The sequence below is a fragment of the Frankia tisae genome (assembly GCF_025403405.1).
Lineage (GTDB): Bacteria > Actinomycetota > Actinomycetes > Frankiales > Frankiaceae > Frankia > Frankia tisai.
On the sequence record NZ_JANEZT010000019.1, the window covers coordinates 1 to 16704 of the forward strand.

The 16704-nt window shown below is 72.3% G+C and carries 12 protein-coding genes; 7 read left to right on the top strand and 5 right to left on the bottom strand.

Going from position 1 to position 16704, the window contains the following annotated elements; all coding sequences use genetic code 11:
* Positions 1-1185: CoA transferase (locus NBZ85_RS03350; protein ID WP_261561497.1), on the top strand; the 1185-nt coding region annotated here is incomplete at its 5' end.
* Between the two features lie 34 nt (positions 1186-1219).
* On the opposite strand, the gene NBZ85_RS03355 is transcribed toward NBZ85_RS03350, so the two are convergent.
* Positions 1220-1654, bottom strand: coding sequence for a nuclear transport factor 2 family protein (locus NBZ85_RS03355; protein ID WP_261561498.1), 435 nt, complete (start codon positions 1652-1654; stop codon positions 1220-1222).
* 80 nt (positions 1655-1734) lie between these two features.
* Here NBZ85_RS03355 and NBZ85_RS03360 point away from each other — a divergent pair, with 80 nt between their 5' ends.
* Positions 1735-2367 carry a TetR/AcrR family transcriptional regulator gene (locus tag NBZ85_RS03360; RefSeq protein ID WP_261561499.1) on the top strand — a complete coding sequence of 211 codons (633 nt, stop codon included), beginning with the start codon at positions 1735-1737 and terminating at the stop codon, positions 2365-2367.
* A gap of 115 nt (positions 2368-2482) precedes the next feature.
* Here the strand turns inward: NBZ85_RS03360 and NBZ85_RS03365 are convergent, their stop codons facing one another.
* Complete coding sequence (locus NBZ85_RS03365; RefSeq protein WP_261561500.1) at positions 2483-3652, bottom strand: amidohydrolase family protein; 1170 nt, start codon at positions 3650-3652, stop codon at positions 2483-2485.
* Positions 3653-3993: 341 nt separating this feature from the next.
* Between NBZ85_RS03365 and NBZ85_RS03370 the strand changes: the two genes are divergently transcribed.
* Positions 3994-4605, top strand: a complete 612-nt coding sequence (locus tag NBZ85_RS03370) for a TetR family transcriptional regulator (protein ID WP_261561501.1) — start codon at positions 3994-3996, stop codon at positions 4603-4605.
* An 89-nt stretch (positions 4606-4694) separates the two neighbouring features.
* Here NBZ85_RS03370 and NBZ85_RS03375 read toward each other — a convergent pair whose 3' ends face one another.
* Positions 4695-5936: an ABC transporter substrate-binding protein gene (locus NBZ85_RS03375; protein ID WP_261561502.1), complete on the bottom strand. Its 1242-nt coding sequence runs from the start codon at positions 5934-5936 to the stop codon at positions 4695-4697.
* A gap of 459 nt (positions 5937-6395) precedes the next feature.
* Between NBZ85_RS03375 and NBZ85_RS03380 the strand changes: the two genes are divergently transcribed.
* From NBZ85_RS03380 to NBZ85_RS03395, 4 genes are all read left to right on the top strand, one after another.
* Complete coding sequence (locus tag NBZ85_RS03380) at positions 6396-7193, top strand: SDR family oxidoreductase (RefSeq protein WP_261561503.1); 798 nt, start codon at positions 6396-6398, stop codon at positions 7191-7193.
* A gap of 217 nt (positions 7194-7410) precedes the next feature.
* A complete protein-coding gene (locus tag NBZ85_RS03385; RefSeq protein ID WP_261561504.1) occupies positions 7411-10203 on the top strand; it encodes a branched-chain amino acid ABC transporter permease/ATP-binding protein in 2793 nt (930 codons plus the stop codon).
* A gap of 326 nt (positions 10204-10529) precedes the next feature.
* Positions 10530-11288: an ABC transporter ATP-binding protein gene (locus NBZ85_RS03390; RefSeq protein ID WP_261553780.1), complete on the top strand. Its 759-nt coding sequence runs from the start codon at positions 10530-10532 to the stop codon at positions 11286-11288.
* Positions 11289-11398: 110 nt separating this feature from the next.
* The gene (locus tag NBZ85_RS03395; RefSeq protein ID WP_261553761.1) at positions 11399-12715 is read left to right on the top strand and encodes an ABC transporter substrate-binding protein; all 1317 of its coding nucleotides are present in this window, start codon (positions 11399-11401) and stop codon (positions 12713-12715) included.
* Positions 12716-12881: 166 nt separating this feature from the next.
* On the opposite strand, the gene NBZ85_RS03400 is transcribed toward NBZ85_RS03395, so the two are convergent.
* Together NBZ85_RS03400 and NBZ85_RS03405 are read right to left on the bottom strand one after the other, a co-directional pair.
* On the bottom strand, positions 12882-15170 hold the full coding sequence (locus NBZ85_RS03400) for an acyl-CoA dehydrogenase family protein (protein WP_261561505.1): 2289 nt from the start codon (positions 15168-15170) through the stop codon (positions 12882-12884).
* A 128-nt stretch (positions 15171-15298) separates the two neighbouring features.
* Positions 15299-16513: a CaiB/BaiF CoA transferase family protein gene (locus NBZ85_RS03405; RefSeq protein ID WP_261553763.1), complete on the bottom strand. Its 1215-nt coding sequence runs from the start codon at positions 16511-16513 to the stop codon at positions 15299-15301.
* Positions 16514-16704 lie beyond the last annotated feature (191 nt).

Consider the following 16704-nt stretch of genomic DNA (forward strand, 5'->3'; position numbering starts at 1 on the left):
GCGGCGGACCCGCCCGCCCCCCTGGCCGGGCTGCGCGTGCTCGACCTGGGCAGCTTCGTCGCCGGGCCGTTCGGCTCGACGCTGCTCGCCGACTACGGCGCCGAGGTCATCAAGGTCGAGGGGCCCCACGGCGATCCCTACCGGATCTACACCGTCTCCTTCCTCGCCTTCCACAAGGGCCAGGACGACATCGTGGTCGACCTGAAGACGCCCGCCGGCCGGGAGATCTTCCACGACCTGGTGCGCAGCGCCGACGTTCTGCTCGACAACGTCCGCCCGGGAGTGCGCGAACGCATCGGCACCGACTACGCCACCCTCGCCGCGATCAACCCGCGGCTCGTGCGCGGCACGGTCACCGCCTGGGGCACCGGCAACCCGCTGAGCGCCACCCCCGCCTTCGATCCGCTGCTGCAGGCCCGCTCCGGTCTCATCGCCGCCCAGGGCGGCGCCGGCGCGCCCTGCCAGAGCGCCATGCTCGTGCACGACATCGGCACCGGATCGCTCGTCGCCTTCGGGATCCTCGCCGCGCTGTACGCCCGCCGGCGTGACGGGCTCGGCCAGGAGGTCGTCACCACGATGGTGAACTCCTCGGTGATGATGCAGGCCGGGGAGTTCGTCCGCCACGCCGGCCGGCCCGCGCCGGCGGTCGGCAGCCACGAGTACGTCGGCGACACCGCCGTGCACCGGCTGCACCCGTGCAAGGAGGGCTGGGTCGCCGTCGCCGCCACGACGCCCGAGCACACCGCCGCCCTCGTGACCGCGCTCGGCCTCGCCGGCGGCGGGGGAGGGGAGGACGGCGCCGCGGCCCTGCTGCGGGCGCCGGCCGCGGGCCCGGCGGCCGACCGGATCACCGCGGCGCTTGCCGGCCTGACCAGCGTCGAGGCCGCCGAGCTGCTGGCCGCCGCGGGCGTGCCGGCCGCCCCGGTTCTCGACCGCGGCGGGTTCCTGACCGACCCCTGGTTCGCCGCGGCGGGCATCCTGACCCGCATCGACGAGCCGGATCTCGGTCCGTGCACGGTCGTGCGCCGCTACGCCGACTGGTCCGGCATCCCGCGCGAGATCACCGCGGCGGCTCCGCCTCCCGGCGCGGGCACCCGCCGCATTCTCGCGGGCCTGGGCTACTCCGACGGCCGCATCGCCGGCCTTCTCGCCGCGGGGGCGGTCGGGGAACACGCCCCGCAGTGATCTCGGTCCGGCTCCGCGGCCCCGCGCCGCCGCCTCAGGCGGGGTCGGTCCGCGGCAGGTCGCCGGCCTCGCTCAGCGCGAAGACCGTCCGGGAGTGGTAGGTGTCGTTGAACTCCCACAGCCGGCCGATGCGCTCGCCCGAGAACTCGAACAGGAAGTGGTAGGCCTGGTCGTAGCGCTTGCCGGCGACGGTGACCGCATGGCCCTCGGTGAGGGCGGCGACCCGGTCGTCCTCGGCGGTGAGTGTGGTGACGGTCTGCTGGATCGGCGCCCGCAGAAGCTCGGTGTTGACCCATTCGATCGACGCGCGCATCTGGTCGCGGTCGGAGAACCGCCGCGTCGACAGGCTGAACCAGGCGACGTCGTCGGTGAGCAGGTCGAAGGCGCCGGCGACGTCGCCGGCGTTCATCCGGACGAAGAACGCCCGCACCGTCGCCTTGTTCCGCGTCGACGTACCGGTCTCGGTCACCTCGAGACTCCTTTCGTCGTCACGGCCCTATGCTGAACATCCGTTCAGCTGGCTGGACGGCGGTGTGGAAGGGGATGGGGATGTCGACGCAGTTGACCGGGCCGGAGGATCTCACCGCGAAGGCGCGCATCCGGGCGGCGGCCTTCGCCCTGGTCGCCGAGCGGGGGGTGCATGCGACGACGGTCCGCGCGATCGCCCAGCGCGCGGGTGTCTCGCCGGCGTTGGTGATCCACCACTTCGGGTCGAAGCAGGGGGTCATGGACGCGATCTCGACGTGGATCGTCGAGTACCTGCACCGCAACACCCGCGAACCCGATCGCGGCGGCGACCCGGCGCAGGCGCTGCAACGCCGGCTCGTCCGCTTCGAGCGGATGGTCGCCGAGGTGCCGCTGCTCGGCGCCTACGTCCGCCGGATGCTGCTCGACGGCCAGCCCGACGGCCTGGACTGGTTCCGCCGGGCGGTGGACCTGTCCGCCGAGGAGCTCGCCCACCGGGAACGCATGGGCAAGGCCCGCCCGTCGACGGACCTGCGCGCCGAGGCGGCGATGCTGCTCATCCTCGGCTTCGCCCCGGTCCTGCTCGGGCCGTTGCTGGAACACGCCCTGGACGTCGACTTCGACGACGAGCGGTCCTGGACGCGGTGGCGCGACGCCGAGTCCGAGCTGCTGACCTCCGCGCTCTACCCCGGTGCCGCAGCCGCCGGCCCGCCCTGAGCGACAGCCCCGCGCGGGCCGGGTGGCTCGCGCGGGGCAGGGCCGGTCAGGAGCGGAGTTCACTCAGGAGCCGGAGTTCGTTCAGGAGCGGAGTTCGTTCAGGAGCGGAGTTCGGTCAGGAGCGGGGGAAGTGGAGCATCGTGCGGGCGTTGGTCTCGGTGATCTTCACGACCTCGTCGTCGGGAACGTTCGCGAGGACCTCGGCGGCACGCTTGCGGCTGTTCGGCCAGTTCGAGTCGGAGTGCGGGTAGTCGATCTCCAGCATGATCCGGTCGATGCCGACCTTGTGCCGGTTCTCCAGGCCGAACTCGTCGTCGATGAAGCAGCCCCAGAAGTGCTTGCGGAACAGGTCGGAGGGGCGGGCGTCGAAGTCGATCGGCTGGTAGTAGCGGTGACGCTCCCAGACGAAGTCGGCGCGCTCGAGGATGTAGGGAATCCAGCCGATGCCGCCCTCGGCCAGGGAGAACTGCAGCTTCGGGTGCCGCTGGAGGACCCCGGAGAACAGCAGGTCGGTGGCCGACCACATGAGGTTGGTCGAGAAGATGGTGATGGCGACGGCGAACGGGGCGTCGGGGAGGACGACCTCACCGGGGATGGCGCGGGTGGCGGCGAAGGAGAAGCCGGGGACGTAGCTGCCCGAGCCGAAGTGCAGCGAGATGACCATGTCGGTCTCCTCGCAGGCCTCCCACACGGGCTCCCAGGCGGCGTTGTGGAAGGAGGGCAGCCCCAGCGGGACGGGGCTGTCGGGGAAGGAGATGGTCCGGGCGCCCTTGGCGGCGGTGCGGCGGATCTCCGCCGCGGCCAGGTGCGGGTCCCAGGTGGGGATCAGAGCGAGGGGGATGAAGCGGTCCGGCGCGGACGCGCACCACTCGTCGATGTGGAAGTCGTTCCACGCCTGCACGCACAGCAGCGCGAGGTCCTTGTCGGGCGCCCGCTGGAACACGCCGCCGCCGAAGCCGGGAAAGGACGGGAAGCACAGAGCGGCCTGGATGCCGTCGAGGTCCATGTCCTTCACCCGGGCGACCGGGTCGTAACAGCCGGGGATCATCTCCTCGTAGCGGACCGGGTCGATGCCCCACTGCTCCGGCGGGCGACCGGCGACCGCGTTGAGCCCGACGGTCGGGAAGACCGAACCGTCGTAGTGCCAGACGTGCTTGCCGTTGAGCTCCTCGATGCGCGGGCCCTGCTCGCGCAGCGCCGCCGGCAGCCGGTCCTGCCAGACGCGCGGATGTTCGATGAGGTGGTCGTCCACCGAGACGATCTGATGATGATCCTGCAGCGGCATAAGACGCGCTCCTCGTCGGTGTAGCGGTTTGGCGCGTAGCAGCGTACCCAATGTTGACGAAAGCGTCATCTGATGGCTGTCCGCTGATGACGCGATTGCGTAGGGCGTCCGGGTGGCGGCGGGCCGTGCTTGCAGGGCGTTTGCCGCGAGTAACCGGGAGTGGCGCTCGGGCGGCTCGGCAGGCCGGTCTGACCGGTGGTCCGCCGGGACAGGTCGTTGGCGGTGCCGTCAACTACCGTTGTACTCCCTCGGGCCGCCGTCGGGACGCCCCTTGCACGCCGTAGAGTGATGTTCTACGCGCCGTGCCTGGCTGCCCGCCTGCGCCGACGAAGGGAACGTCGATGGCGAGTCCGCTGCGCTACCTCGACGATCCCGTCGCCCTGGAGCGGGAGCGCCAGGCGTTCATCGCCGCGGCCCTCGATCTGCTCGCCGCGACCGACACGGTCGACCTGCGGGTGAGCGGCGTCGTGGCGCGCGCCGGGCGGCACAACGCCGCCTTCTACCGGGTGTTCGGGTCGAAGGACGGGCTGACCCTCGCCGTGGTCGAGGAGGCGACGCGGCGCACGGCCGTGGTGGTGGAGCGCCGCGTCGCCACCGCCGGGCCGCCCGCCGAGGCGGTGCGGACCTGGGCGGTGGCGCTGCTGTCGTTGGCGCGGGGCGAGGCCGCGCGGGCGATCCGGGCCCTCGCGCTGGACCGCTACCGCCTGCTGCACCGCTTCCCCCAGGCCGAGGCCACGCTCACCCTCCCGCTGCGCCAGCCCCTGGCCCGGACGTTGCGAGGCGCCCAGCTTCCCCGGGCGGAGCTTCTCGCCGACGCCGCGTTCGAAATGGTCATGAGCCGTCAGGCGGCCTGGATCGCCCTCGACCACCAGCCCGGCGCCGACGAGGTCGCCGCCTACGCCGAGCTGGTCCTGGACCTCGTCGGCCTGTCCCGGCCCGCCGCCTTCCGGTAGCCGGCGGGCGGAAAGCAGGGGCGCCCCGGGGCCGATGGCCCCGGGGCGCCCGTCTGCGTGTGCTGCCCGCTGCGTGGCGGGCGGGACCGTCAGCTCGCGCCGAGCTTGAAGATCCCCGTGGTGTCGAGGGAACGGAAGTTCGTCAGCGCGCCCTGCTTGTCGGCATCCGCGATGAACCCGGTGGTGGAGCAGATGTTCGGCGAGATCGAGTTGGCCTTGCCGTTGCACTGGAAGTCGGCGCCACCGCCGAGCGGGTACGTGGTGGCCGGCATGGTGTGCAGCGCCGTGGCGATGGCCGTGGAGGAGACGTCCGTGCCGGGCGCCGCGTTCACGCCCCGCACCAGGCTCAACATGCCCTGGTAGCCGCTCATGCTGATCGAGTCGATCTTCAGGTTCTTGCCGTAGGCGTCGATCACGGCGTTGAACAGCTTGAACTCGGGGGTGGACGGGTCGACGTTGGCCTGCGCGATGATGTCGACGCCGGCGAAGCCGCCGGGGATCGACGCGCCGTGGTCGGCGCCGATGCAGCGGTCCAGCGCGGTGATCGGCGCGGTGATGCCGAGGGCCTTGATCGCCTTGATGGCGCTGGCGCAGAACGTCGGGTCGCCGATCACGTGGTACATCGCCGGCTTGTTCTTCAGCGCGGTCTGGATCTGCGGGGTCATGTCGGCGGTACCCGGCGGGATCGCGATCACCTCGGCCTTGGCCCCGGCGTTGGCGAAGAACGGCGGGACGAGCTGCTTGGCCGGGTCGCTGGCCGCGGGCACGTCGATGACGAACACGGCGGCGCTGGTGAGCTTCTTGTCCCGGGCGAAGGCGGCCGGGGTGCCGAAGGAGGCCAGGGGGTTGCCCCAGATGAACACGTTCTTCGTCGTCAGGGTGGCCTGGGTCGCGACGAGGTTCATGCCCACCGGGATGCCCGCCGGCGCGACGATCTTCAGCCAGGGGTCGGTCTGCCCGGGGCTGCCAGCCCCGACCGCGGCGACCTTCTCCCGCAGGAACTGGTTGCCGCAGGCCTGCGCGTTGGCCGGGACGGACTTGTCCTCGCAGGTGACGAGCTCGATCTTGTGGCCGCGCAGGCCGCCGAGGTGGGCGTTGGCGTAGTCGGTCACGGCCTGGGCGGCCCGGATCTCGCCGGAGGTGTCGACGGCCTGCGTCCGGCCGGTGCTGACCCAGCCGATCTTGACCGGAGTGCCGGTGGCGGCCTTCGCGGGGCCGAGCAGGCTGCTGTCGGCCTTCGCCGCACCGCCTGTGCTCCCGCCACCGCCACCGCCACCGCCGCTGCTGCCGCAGGCCGCCACGCCGGTGGCGATCGCCACGGCGAGCGCCACGGCCGACAGACCGGCGCGGGCGTGACTGCCCGATCGGGACAGGTGCCTGCGGGGGCGGGTCGGACACGTGCGCCGAAGCGGTAATCGCGACCTGGAGATATGCACGCTGGAACTCCTCGTTGTGTTCGGGAAATGACCGGGGGTTGACCCGGGTGGTGCTGGAGGGGCTCGTGGGCGACGCGGCGGGTGGGTTCGTCGAACCTCCGACGCTTCTCCCGGCCGGCGGGCGGCGTGATCCGTGTGAGGACGGCGCGCGGGACCTGTGGCGGCATCCCGATGACGGTCGGCCGACGCCTGGTCGCGATTGTGGCTTAGGTCACGTTGAGTTGTCAATCGGCTGTTGTGATCACCGTTGCGGGCGTCCGGCCGGTGCACGTGCCAGGATGGGAACACCGTTCCCGGCTGGTGGGTGCGGGACTCGGCGGCAGGGGCGGAACCGTCCCGGAGGAGAAGCAGGCTGTGGACCTTGGCATTCGCGATCGGGTGGCGCTCGTCGTCGGCGGCAGCAAGGGGATCGGGCTCGAGGTGGCGAAGATGCTCGCGGCGGAGGGCAGCCGCGTCGCCGTCGTCGCGCGCACGCAGCGCCACATCGACTCCGCCGTCGCGTCGATCGCGCAGGCCGGTGGCGAGGCGGTCGGGGTGTCCGCGGACATGAGCACCGCCGAGGGCATCGAGTCCGCCGTCGCCGAGGTCACCGACCGCCTCGGGCCCCCGCTCATCGTGGTCACCCAGGCGGACTTCCACGTGCGCGGCTTCTTCGCCGAGATCACCCGGGCGGAGGACTACGTCGACTCCTACCGGGTCTACACGCTCAGTCAGGTGCACATGCTGCGCGCGGTCCTGCCGGGGATGCAGGAGGCCGGGTTCGGGCGCTACGTGCACATCGGCTCGGCGACCGCCAAGGAGCCGCAGAGCTCCCCGCCGCACACGGTGGCCAACGCCACCCGGCCGTCCACCGTCGGCCTGCTCAAGAGCGTCGCCGACGAGTACGCCCGCCACGGCATCACCATCAACACCATCGCCCCGGGCTGGATCGCGACGAAGACGACGAACTGGTACCTGTCGACGCACGAGGGCCTGACCGAGCCGGCCGCACGCCGCGAGTGGATGATCGACACGGCGGGGGTGCCGGCCGCCCGGCTCGGCGAGCCCGAGGAGATCGCCTCGTCGATCGTCTACCTGTGCTCACGCCAGGCCGGCTACCTCACCGGGCACTACATCGCCGTCGACGGGGGCCACCACCGCTCGGCCTTCTGACAGGCCGCGAACCCCCCGTTTGCCGGTCGTTCCGCCGCAGGTCACGGCATCGCTTGACAGGCTGTGAAGTAGCACACAACAATCCAATGAGTTTAACTCAATCGGGGGGCTGGCAAGATCCGTCACGCGCCCCGACGGTCCTGTCGAGGCGCGGTGATCCGCGACCTGCGCAGGCCTGAGCGCCCCTCCCGCTCTGGGACGACCTGCGGAGTGACTTTTGAGTCAACATATTGTTTTCCTGCTCCTCGGCCTCGGCAACGGTGCGGTGTTCGGTGCGCTCGCGCTCGCCCTCACCATCACGTACCGAAGCTCGGGGATCATCAACTTCGCGACGGGCAGCATCGCGCTGCTCGCCGCCTACGTCTATGCCTACCTGCGCTCCGGCGAGCTGATCAACCTGATCCCCGGCACGCCGACGACCATCGACATCGGTGGTGACTTACCGATGGGTGCCGCGCTGCCGATCGCGGTGGCGCTCTCCGCCCTGCTCGGCCTCGGGCTCCATCTGGTGATCTTCCGGCCGCTGCGCAACGCGCCGCCGGTCGCGAAGGCGGTGGCCTCGCTCGGCGTCTCGCTGGCCATCACCGCCCTGATCGCCGCGCGGATGGGGACCACCGCCGTCGCGGTCGACCCGATCTTCCCGACCGACCTGTGGAAGGCCGGCTCGATCAACGTCCCGAGCGACCGGGTCTACCTGGCGATCACGGTGCTCGTGCTCGCCGCCGCGGTGTCGCTCGTGTTCGCCCGCACCCGCTTCGGCCTCGCCACCCGCGCGACGGCGTCGAGCGAGAAGGGCGCCTACGTCAGCGGCATCTCCCCGGACCGGGTCGCCGCCGGCAACTGGATGATCTCCTCTGCGGCGGCCGGACTGGTCGGCATCCTCATCGCGCCGATCGTCCCGCTGATCCCCGTCTCCTACACCCTGTTCATCGTCCCCGCCCTGGCGGCGGCGATCATGGGCCGGTTCCAGCACGTCCTGTGGGCGACGATCGCCGGCATCGTCATCGGCGCCCTGCAGTCCGAGGCCCAGTACCTGCAGAACAGCTACGACTGGCTGCCCTCCTCCGGCCTGCCGGAACTGGTACCGCTCATCCTGATCCTCGTCGTCCTCGTGGTACGCGCGCAGCCGCTGCCAGGCCGGGGCGCGGTCATCACCCGTAACCTCGGCCGTGCTCCTCGACCGCACAACGTGGTGCTGCCGACCGTGGTTCCGACCGTGCTTGGTGTCGTGGGCCTCATCGCCTTCACCGGCGACCTGCGCGACGGGCTGATCTCCACGTTCGTCTACGCCGTCATCGCGCTGTCGGTCGTGGTCGTCACCGGCTACGCCGGGCAGGTGTCGTTCGCGCAGCTCCCGCTGGCCGGGGTCGCGGCGTTCCTGGTCGGGCCGATCTCCGAGCACCTGCACATCGCCTTCCCCTTCGCGCCGATCGTCGCCGCGCTCGGAGCCACCGTCATCGGCGTGGTGATCGGCCTGCCCGCGCTGCGCATCCGCGGGCTGACGGTCGCGGTCGTGACCTTCGCGCTGGCGTTCGCGCTGGAAGCGCTGTGGTTCCGCAACCTCGACTTCGTCGGCTCCTCCGGCGCGTCGGTGCCCAACCCGGAGATCTTCGGGTGGAACCTCGGCGTCGGCAGCGGCTCGGACTTCCCCCGGGTGACCTTCGGAGTGCTCTGCCTGCTCGTGCTTGTGCTCGTCGGGCTCGGCGTCGCCTGGCTGCGCACCAGCACGCTGGGCTCGCAGATGCTCGCCGTGCGCGCCAACGAGCGCTCCGCCGCCGCGGCCGGCGTCAACGTCGTGCGGGTCAAGCTCGCCGCGTTCGCGCTGGGGGCGTTCATCGCCGGCATCGGCGGGGCGCTGCTGGCCTACAAGTTCGGCAACGTCACCAACGACCCGTTCACCGCCATCGTCGGGCTGACCTTCTTCGGCACCGTCTACCTGGCGGGCACCACCTCGGTCTCCGGCGGCATCCTCGCCGGGGTCACCGTCGTCAACGGGCTGGTCTACGCGCTCGTCGACAAGGTCGTCTCCACCGGGGTCTGGTACGAGGCGGTGGCGGCGCTGCTACTGATCCTCACCGTGGTCTTCAACCCGGAGGGCATCGTCGGCCCCGCCCACCAGGTGATCGAACGCCGCCGCTCGCGGGCCGCGGGCACCCGGTCGGACGCGCTCGTCGCGCCCGAGGACGCCGTGGTCGCGCAGGCCGGCGAGATCGTCGCCGACGCCGCGGCGGCGGCCTCGGGGCCGGCTGTCGTCTTCGGCGACGGGGCCGAGCCCGTGCTGACGGTCCACGACCTCACCGTCCGCTACGGCGGTGTGCTCGCGGTCGACAACCTGTCCCTGTCCGTGCCGCCGGGGCGGATCGTCGGCCTCATCGGCCCGAACGGCGCCGGCAAGACGACGGCGATCGACGCGATCAGCGGGTTCGCCCGGGCCACCGGCAGCGTTGCGCTCGCCGACCAGGACCTGTCGGTGCTGCGTCCGCACGAGCGGGTCCGCGCCGGACTCGGCCGGACCTTCCAGGCGATCGAGCTCTACGAGGATCTCAGCGTCCGGGAGAACGTCAGCGTCGGGCTGACCGCGGGCGCCTCGCGGCGCGAGGCCGGCAGTTCCAGGTCCGAGGAGGTCGCGGCGACTCTCACCCTGCTGCGGCTCACCGCCGTCGCCGACCGTCCCGCCGGTGAGCTCTCCCAGGGCCAGCGTCAGCTCGTCTCCATCGCCCGGGCGCTCGTCGGGCGGCCCCGCGTGCTGCTGCTCGACGAACCCGCGGGCGGTCTCGACACGGTCGAGAGCCACTGGCTCGGCCAGCGGCTGCGCGACATCCGGGCCAGCGGCGTCACGATCCTCATGGTCGAACACGACATGAGCCTCGTGCTCAGCCTCTGCGACGAGATCCACGTGCTCAACTTCGGCAAGGTCATCGCGCACGGCACCCCGGCGGACATCCGCAGCCATCCCGCGGTCGCCCAGGCCTATCTCGGCAGCACCCACGCGGAGGAGGTGTCGGCATGACCGCGACGAACGAGCCGGCCGAGACGGACAAGCCGGCTGTGAGTGAGCCGGCCGCGACGAACGAGCCGGCGGCGGCGGACAAGCCGGCTGTGAGTGAGCCGGCGGCGGCGGACAAGCCGGCTGTGAGTGAGCCGGCGGCGGCGGACAAGCCGGCTGTGAGTGAGCCGGCCGCGACGAACGAGCCGGCGGCGGCGGACAAGCCGGCTGTGAGTGAGCCGGCGGCGGCGGACAAGCCGACTGTGAGTGAGCCGGCGGCGGCGAAGGACGCGGCGGCGACCGGCCCGACCGAACCGGTCGTGGTGAAGGAGCCGGCCGCGCCGAGCCCGGTGACGGGCGCCGCCCCGTCCTCTGCCGGGGCGGGCGCGGTCACCCCGCTGCTGGACGTGCGCGGGCTGGAGGCCGGCTACGGCGCGGTGCGGGTCGTCCGCTCGTTGGACCTGACCGCCGACAGCGGGACCGTGCTGGGCGTCCTCGGCCCGAACGGCTCCGGCAAGACGACCATGATGATGACCCTCGCCGGGCTGCTGCCGCGGCTGGGCGGCGAGGTGCTGGTGGACGACACGCCCGTGCCCGGGGGGCGGCCGGCGGCGGCGAACCGGGCCGGCATCGTGCTCGTCCCCGACGACCGGGCGCTGTTCTCCGACCTCGACGTCCGGGAGAACCTCGTCGTCGCGCGGCGCTCCGGCGGATACAGTCTCGATGACGTCATAGAGCTGTTCCCGAGTCTGGGCAAGCGGCTGGACGTTGCGGCGGGTGCGCTGTCGGGTGGGGAGCAGCAGATGCTTGCCGTCGCCCGCGCACTCGTCCAGAAGCCGCGCGTGCTGCTCATCGACGAGATGAGCATGGGCCTCGCACCGGTGATCGTCGAGGGGTTGCTGCCCGTGGTCCGCCGGATCGCCGACGAGACCGGGGCCGTCGTCATCCTCGTCGAGCAGCACGTCCAGCTCGCGCTGGAGGTCGCCGACCAGGCCATCGTGCTCGTCCACGGCGAGGTCGTCCGCAGCGGGCCGGCTGCGGACCTCGCCGCCGACCGTTCGGGCCTCGAGGCCGCCTACCTGGGAGCCGAGGCGGGCGCCTCCGCCTGATCCCCCACCTTCTTCCTGGCCCGCAGCACGCACCATCCGCGCGGTCCGTGGGCCGTCCGGTCCACGGACCGCGCGATTTTGTAGTGATCAAATGACTAAGGAGCACCACCGTGCGTTTGTTAACGCCTCGTTCCCTGATGGCCGGCCGGCCGCCCCGGCGGCTGCGTACCCGCACCGCGCTGACCGGTGTTCTGCTCGCCACCTCGCTGGTTGCCGCCGCCTGCGGTGGCAGTAGCGGTGGTGGTGGCGGCGGCAGTGGCGGGGGCGCGTCGACGAAGGCCGACTCGGCCCTGCTCGGTCCGGCGAAGGCCGCGACCGGCACCCCGGTGAAGATCGGCTGGGTCGGCACCGGCCGCACCCAGGCGGTGGACGCCTCGGCCGAGGAGAAGTCGGCGCAGGCCGTCGTCGACTACGCCAACGCCCACCTCGGTGGACTGCGCGGCCACAAGATCGAGCTCGTCAGCTGTGAGGACAAATCCGTCCCCGCGGACGCCCAGGCGTGCGGCAACACGTTCGTCCGGGAAAAGGTCTCCGCGGTGGCCGGTGGCAGCCCGGGGCAGGCCGACCCCTGGATCAAGATTGTTTCTCCCGCCGGGATCCCGTCGGTGCTCAATGTTGTCGCGACGCCGGTCGCCCTGGCGACCAAGAACGTGTTCCTGCTCGGCAACCCGCTCGGGCCGTTCGGCACCGCCGCGGCCTACGCACGCGAAGCCAAGCTGGCCAGTGCTGTCGTGCTCGTCATCGACGTGCCGGCGGCCAGCGGCGCGGCCAAGGCGCTCTCGCCGGCGTTCTTCGCGAACGCCGGTAGCAAGGCCGAGGTGATCGCGATCCCGCCGGGTACCGCGGACATGACCCCGCAGATCCAGACCGCGCAGAAGAACAAGCCCCAGCTCTACCACGTGACGGGCGACCCGACGTTCTGCGCGAGCGCGATCAAGGCGATCAAGGCGCTCGGCATCAAGGCGACGATCACCGCGCTTGACCGGTGCGTCGGCACGGACAAGGGGGCCTCGATCCCCGGCGGCTTCGAAGGTGTGAAGATCGTCGCGCAGGCCAACCGGGATCCGTCCACCCCGGAGTTCAAGCTGTACTCGGCCGTGGTCGACGCCTACGGCGGCAGCCTGAAGACCGCCGACCCGTACACCATCAGCGGCTACCAGGGCATGCTGGGGCTCGTCCGCGGAGTCAACGCCGTGTCGGGCACCGGGGTGACCCCGACCGACATCGCCACGGCGCTGAAGACGGCGCCGCCTGCCAAGTACCCGCTCGGTGGCGGTGCGACCTTCCAGTGCAACGGTAAGGCGAGCACGGTGTCGCCGAACATCTGCGCGTCGACCGGGTTCGTCGCCGACGCATCGAAGACCGGGGAGCTGTCGAACTTCCGCACCATCGACGCGACCGGCATCTACAAGCTCGGCACGAGCTGACCCGCTCGCACTGAGTCGACCACCGGGGGGCGTGGGCCGTGTCATCGCGGCTCACGCCCTCCGTGGTTTCACCGGCCCGGCGGAGTCAGGGCCGACGCCGCGGGCGCCGCCCACGCCGGGGTGGCCCGGTCTGAACGGGCCCGCCCCGGCGGCGGGACGCGGCAGGTCAGCGCGGCATGCCGAGGACGCGCTCGGCGAGGATGTTCCTCATGATCTCGGTGGTGCCGCCGGCGATCGTCGCCGAGCGCGACATCAGGTACTCTCGCTGCGCGCGGCGCCCGGTCGCCTCGGCGACGCCGGCGAGGCCGAGGGCGGCGAGATGCGTCTCGCCCTGGTGCTGCATGGCTCGCGACCACAGCAGCTTGATGACCGAGTGCTCCGCGCCGGGAGCGCCGCCGTCGGCGATGCGGCCGAGCGCGCGGCTGCCGAGCAGGCCGACGAGGCGGGCCTCGACGAGCCGGTCGGTGAGCTCCAGGCGGGTCAGCTCGTCCAGGCCGTGGCCCGACAGCGCCGTCACCAGGTCGCCGACGGACTGCTCCAGCCCGGCGGCGAGCTCGATGACACCCGCCCGCTCGAAGCCGAGCGTGGTCATCGTGACCGTCCAGCCGGCGTGCAGCGGGCCGAGCAGGGCGCTGCGCGGGACGCGGACGGAGTCGTAGAACACCTCGGCGAAGCCGCTCTCGCCGGTGATCATCGTGATCGGGCGGCGGGTGATGCCGGGCAGGTCGAGGGGCACGAGCAGCGCGGAGATCCCGCGGTGCGGGGGCGCGCCCGGGTCGGTACGGGCCAGCAGCAGGCAGTGGGTCGCCTCCATGCCCTCCGACGTCCACACCTTCTGCCCGGTGATGACGAACTCGGCGTCGTCGCCGTCGCCGACGAGCTCCGCCCGGGTCCGCAACGAGGCGAGGTCGCTGCCCGAACCGGGTTCGGAGAAGCCCTGGCACCAGATCTCGGTGCCGGCCTGGATCGCCGGCAGGTGCGCCTTCTGCTCCGGCGTGCCGTAACGCATGAGCGTGGGGGCGACGTTGTTCAGGCCGAGGACGCCGCCGAGCGGCTGCGGGGCCCGGTGGGTCGCCAGGACCCGGTCGCAGGCGACCTGGTCGACGATGCCGAGCCCGCGTCCGCCGTACTCCACCGGCCACTGCGGGGCGACCCAGCCGACCGAGTGCAGCGCCTGCTGCCAGGCCATCCGGGCGGGAAACGACACCTCGTCGCCCCAGGCCTCGCGGTAGGCGGGCAGCAGGGCGGCGACGTGCCCGGCGAGCTCCGCGGCGGGTCCGGAGTCGGGCACGCTCAGCGCCGGGCTGGCGCCGGCGCCGCGGCGGGTGGGGTCGAGGCGGGCGCGGTGCGCGGCGGCGCCGCCGAGCAGCGGCGCGGTGGCCGCGGCCCGGCGCAGGTACAGGTGGACCTCGTGCTCCCAGGTGAAGCCGATTCCGCCGAGAATCTGCAGGTACTCGTTGGAGACGACGTGGGCGGCGCGGCCGGCGGCGAGCAGGGCCAGCGCCAGGGCATCGTCGAGCTCGGCCGGGTCGGCGGCGTCGTCGAGGCGGGCGGCGAGGTGGCGGGTGGCCGCGCGGGCCTGCTCGACCTCGGCGAGCATCTCGGCGCAGCGGTGCTTGACGGCCTGGAAGGAGCCGATCGGCCGGCCGAACTGGTGGCGGTCGGCCGCGTAGCCGACCGCGCCGGTCAGGCAGTGCCCGGCGAGGCCGGTGAGCTCGGCGGCCAGCGCCAGCGCTGCGGTGGCCTGGCCCCGGCGCACCGCCGCGATCGCCTCGGCGCCCGACGCCAGCACGGTGCCCGGGGTTTCGCGCAGGGTCAGTGTGCCCAGCGGCCGGGTGGCGTCGACGCCACCGACCCGGGTCAGGTCGAACCCGGCGGCGCCGGCGTCGACCACGACCAGCAGGGGGCCGCCCGCGGCCTCGGCGAGCACCAGCACGTGGGCCGCCTCCGGGGACAGCACGGCCGAGACCTCGCCGGTGAGACCCACCTGCGCACCGGCAGGCGCCGCACCGGCAGGGGAGGTGGTGGCCGCGCGCACCGAGCCGGGCGCGCCCCACAGGCCCTCGTGCGCGGTCCAGGCCAGGGTCGCCACCGTCCCGTCGGCGACGGCGCCGAGCAGCGCCGACGCCGCCGCGGCGGGCAGCGCCTGCAGGGTCCCCAGCGCCGCGGCGGCACCGATGCTCGGCACCGGTGCGAGCATCGCCCCGACCGCTTCGAGGGCGACGGCGAGATCGGCCCAGCGACCGCCCCCGCCGCCCTGCTCCTCGGCCAGCGGCAGGCCCGCCAATCCCACCTCGGCGAGTGCCGCCCACACCGGTAGCTCCGAGACCTGCGCGGGGTCGGCGATCTGCTTGTGCCGGGAGTCCGTGGGCCAGTTGCGGGCGAGCTGGCCGACCACGGCCTCGGTGAGCGCGGCCTGTTCCTCGGTGTCGGCGACGCCGACCTGGTCGATCACTACTGGATACCTCGTGGGGCTCGGCGGGAGACGCCGTGGGCGCCCCGCGGGGAACGGTGCGGAACATGCCGGCAACAGACGAGGGCGGGTCGGGCGTGCGTAGCCGCAGCCCGACCCGCCATGGTCGGTCAGGAAGTGGCGCCGGACTCCTTGAACTCGATGATCTTGTCCCAGTCGTACCCGAGCTCGAGGAGGATCTCCTCGGTGTGCTGGCCGTGCTCGGGGGCGGCGGTGAGTTCGAGGTGCTTCTCGTCGAACTGCACCGGGCTCGCCGCGACGGAGAACGTGTTGCCGTTGCCATCGGTGATCTTCGGCAGGTAGCCGTTGGCCTGGACCTGCGGGTCGGAGTGCAGCTCGGGGGCGGTGCGCACGGCGTCCCAGACGCCGTCGAAGTCGGCCAGGGCCTTCTCCCAGTGCGACAGCGGCGCCGACTCGAAGGTTGCCCGCAGCTCGGCGATGCACTCGCGCCGGTTGACGAAGCGGACCTTCGCGTCGCTGTACCGGGGGTCGTCGATGAGGTCCGTGCGGCCCAGGCGGGTGCAGAAGTCCGACCAGAAGCGGTCGGCCTGCAGCAGCACGACCGCGAGGAAACGGCCGTCGCCGGTGCGGTAGAGGTTCGCGACCGGGTTGGGCATCTCCTCGAGCTGGAACTTCGGGATCGGAGCGCCGGTGACGCCCGCCCCGACGATATCCGGGGCGAGCTGCCAGATCGCCGCGGCCAGCAGGGACACGTCGACGACGGACGGCTCGCCGCTGCGCTCGCGGCGGAACAGCGCCGCGGCGATGCCGCCCGCGAGCGCGAAGCCGCCGTAGGTGTCACCGAAGGCGGGCCGCTGCGGCGCGGGCCAGTCGCCCTCGTGCGGGATGAGCGAGTCGCCGATGCCGCCGCGCGACCAGTAGGCGGCCATGTCGTAGCCGCCGCGGCCGGCCTGCTCCCCGCGCGAGCCGTAGCCGTGGCCACGGGCGTAGATGACCTTCGGGTTCCAGGCGCGGACGTCGTCGACGTCGATGCCGGCGCGGGCGCGGGAGTCGGGCAGCAGGTTCGTGACGAACACGTCCGACTCCGCCACCAGCTTCTGCAGGATCTCGCGGCCGGACTCGCTGCCGATGTCCAGGCCGAGGCTGCGCTTGCCGCGGTTGGGCTGCTCGACGAAGTGGTTGATGCTGCCGGCGCCGGCGACGATGCCAGAGCTGATCAGGCCGCGCTGCGGGTCACCCGTGACCGGGTGCTCGATCTTGACGACGTCGGCGCCCCAGTCGGCGAGCACGGCGCCTGCCGACGGGACGAACGTCCACGTCGCCACCTCGACGACCCGCACACCGGCCAGGATGTCCTGCCTCATCGGATGTCCTGCCTCATCGGCTCCGGTCTCCTCGAACAGTTCGATGTCCATATGGACTGGATCTATACGTTGTATGTCGCACATGCGGTGTATGTCGCACATACTTCGAAGGCGGATCGGCTGGCCGTGGGGGCGGCGTGACCGGTCCGGATGCCGCTGGCGGACGCATGCTGATCACCGCGCCCGACGGC

Excerpts from the sequence above, each read along its gene's own strand:
- NBZ85_RS03365 (WP_261561500.1), bottom strand. The coding sequence starts at position 3,652 with ATGCCGCTGCAGGATCATCATCAGATCGTCTCGGTGGACGACCACCTC.
- NBZ85_RS03370 (WP_261561501.1), top strand. The coding sequence starts at position 3,994 with ATGGCGAGTCCGCTGCGCTACCTCGACGATCCCGTCGCCCTGGAGCGG.
- NBZ85_RS03360 (WP_261561499.1), top strand. The coding sequence starts at position 1,735 with ATGTCGACGCAGTTGACCGGGCCGGAGGATCTCACCGCGAAGGCGCGC.
- NBZ85_RS03405 (WP_261553763.1), bottom strand. The coding sequence starts at position 16,513 with ATGAGGCAGGACATCCTGGCCGGTGTGCGGGTCGTCGAGGTGGCGACG.